The following is a 2,732-nucleotide window of genomic DNA, read 5'->3' as shown; positions in this document are numbered from 1 at the left end:
CTTTGTGTTTTTAGTGGTGTAAATGGTTTGTTTACGAATATTCAGACGGCCTGAAGTTTAGATTTTGCACGCGCCGCCTTCGCAGCCGTCATCATTCTCTGAATCAACGCCGCCTTCTACGGTAACGTCGTCAAAATCTTCGAGCAGATTGTCGAGATTGTCGAGGTCGATTTCTTGTTCGTTCATGGGTTGTATCCTTGATTTTAATGTGGTGGCTTTTAGGTCGTCTGAAAAGGTCTTTGGGGATTTTCAGACGACCTTTTTTATTTATAGGTAGATTGGGTTATTAAACTCAACATTTCAGGCGCTTTAATAGACTCGTTGGGTTTCCAACCCCAACCTACGCTTGCTTAAAATATCGTGGTTTGTTGATGTTTTAGTCGTCTGAAAAAGACGATTGTTCTAAATTTTCTAAAATTAGGCGTGCCAATAAGCTGCTATCGACATGGTATGCCTGAATACAGGCTTGAATCATTTGTTCTGCAGAGATATTTTGCCAATGTATCTGCAAACCGTTTTTTATTGCCAATTGCGTCATAAACAGGCGCAATGTTCTGCCGTTTCCTTCACGAAAAGGATGTAGGACGTTCAACTCGCCCAAATAATAGGCCACACGCTCGGCGAATTTATCTTTATCCAACCCCCGCAAATAGTTTTCGCTTTGCAGCTTCTCCAAAAGTGTACGGCTTTCGTTTTCGATAAAAGCAAAATTGGCAAATCGGGTATTACCTTTGGAAATATCAATTCGCCGGATTTCTCCTGCCCAATCATAAACATTACCAAACAGTTCGCGATGAATGGTCTGTAAATGCGCCAAATCGAAATTGCCTGTAATGGGTTGCAAAAGCAGATTTTGGGCGGAAATAGCAGAAATGTCTCTTTCGACCTTTTCTAATTTAAGTGGATCTTGAATGGCTAATTTATTTCTAAATACACCATCATTCATATAGATTATGTCTTCACCACCGTATTTACTCATTTTTTTAGAACCTTTGTTTAATTTTTCTTATTTCTTTCTCAATATTTGTTTTACCAATCTTTAGAAGTTGCATTGCATATTGAGTTTGTCGACTAATTTCTAAATTCTCCATTTTCCATGAACCAGTGATATCATCAACATCTTTTGTCCAATGATCTTCAATAGTTAACCATTCCAAACTTCCTTTATCACGATCAATAATATCAAGATGATGTCCTCCTTGATAAACAAAAATATTTTTACTCTTAAATAAGGAAGAGAATTTATTGAATATAGATCGATTGTATTCAATAACAGATAAAGCAAATTCAATATCTTTTTTTAATACGTCTAAATCTTGTTCATAATCTAAGTCAAATTGTTCGAAATATTTTCCATAAATAATACGTTTATAACCATTTGGCAAATTAATAATTTTAACTTTCATGGTATTCTTTCTATGAAAATAGCTTACAAGACTGTCTATAAAAAGTGTTTTACTGTATTCAAAAATCAGACTCACTTTCTCAGACAGCCTTTGTTTGACATCAATCTTAATGCGCCGCCCATTCAATTGAGTTTAAATCAATCCCGTCTTTGAACATTTCCCATAGCGGTGACAGTTCACGCAGTTTGCCGATTTTGGATTTAATCAGTTCTGCTGCGAATTGGACTTCTTCTTCGGTGGTCATGCGGCCGAAGGTGATGCGCAGGGATGAGTGTGCCAATTCGTCGTTGCGGCCGAGTGCGCGTAAAACGTAGCTTGGCTCAAGGCTTGCGGAAGTACAGGCGGAGCCGCTGGATACGGCGAGTTCTTTGACCGCCATAATCAGGCTTTCGCCTTCGACGAAGTTGAAGCTGACGTTCAGGTTGTTTGGAGCGCGGTGTTCGAGGTCGCCGTTGATGTAGACTTCTTCGATGCCTTCGATACCTTTGAGGAAGATATCGCGCAGTTTCAGGTAGTGCGCAGTGTCTTGTGCTAATTCTTCTTTGGCAATGCGGAAGGCTTCGCCCATGCCGACGATTTGATGGGTCGGCAATGTGCCGGAACGGAAACCGCGTTCGTGACCGCCGCCGTGCATTTGGGCTTCGAGGCGGACGCGTGGTTTACGGCGTACATACAGGGCGCCGATGCCTTTAGGGCCGTATACTTTGTGGCCGGACATAGACAACAAATCAACTTTGGCTGCTTCAACGTCGACAGGTACTTTGCCGCATGCTTGTGCTGCGTCAACGTGGAAAATTATTTTGCGTTCGCGGCAGATTTCGCCAATGGCAGGAATATCTTGAACCACGCCGATTTCGTTGTTTACCCACATGACGGAAACGAGGATGGTGTCTTCGCGGATGGCGGCTTTCAGTACGTCTAAATCAACCAAGCCGTTTTCTTGTACGTCCAGATAAGTTACTTCGTAACCTTGGCGTTCGAGTTCGCGCATGGTGTCGAGCACGGCTTTGTGCTCGGTTTTTACGGTGATGAGGTGGTTGCCTTTAGATTTGTAGAAGTGCGCCGCGCCTTTGATGGCGAGGTTGTTGGACTCGGTTGCGCCGCTGGTAAAAACGATTTCTTTAGAGTCGGCGTTAATCAGGGCTGCGATGTCTGCACGTGCTTTTTCTACAGCTTCTTCTGCTTCCCAACCGAAGCTATGGCTGTTGGAGGCTGGGTTGCCGAAAATATCGGACAGGTAGGGAATCATTTTTTCGGCAACGCGGCGGTCAACGGGAGTGGTGGCGGCGTAGTCGAGGTATACGGGGGTTTTGACGGTCATGGTTT

At 43.2% G+C, this 2,732-nt stretch carries 4 protein-coding genes; all 4 read right to left on the bottom strand.

Annotated features, from left to right (window positions below; all coding sequences use genetic code 11):
- Window positions 1-57 precede the first annotated feature (57 nt).
- A complete protein-coding gene (locus tag ACTHUE_RS14790) occupies window positions 58-186 on the bottom strand; it encodes a hypothetical protein (protein WP_256388723.1) in 129 nt (42 codons plus the stop codon).
- A gap of 190 nt (window positions 187-376) precedes the next feature.
- Complete coding sequence (locus ACTHUE_RS14785; protein WP_070585710.1) at window positions 377-979, bottom strand: Fic/DOC family protein; 603 nt, start codon at window positions 977-979, stop codon at window positions 377-379.
- Between the two features lie 4 nt (window positions 980-983).
- A complete protein-coding gene (locus ACTHUE_RS14780; RefSeq protein ID WP_225905478.1) occupies window positions 984-1,406 on the bottom strand; it encodes a hypothetical protein in 423 nt (140 codons plus the stop codon).
- Between the two features lie 106 nt (window positions 1,407-1,512).
- Complete coding sequence (locus ACTHUE_RS14775; protein ID WP_049329436.1) at window positions 1,513-2,727, bottom strand: IscS subfamily cysteine desulfurase; 1,215 nt, start codon at window positions 2,725-2,727, stop codon at window positions 1,513-1,515.
- Between the last annotated feature and the right edge of the window lie 5 nt (window positions 2,728-2,732).

This window comes from Neisseria sp. P0021.S005 (assembly GCF_051956955.1).
The sequence above is the reverse complement of the archived record's forward strand: the minus strand, read 5'-3'. Positions and strand labels throughout refer to the sequence as shown.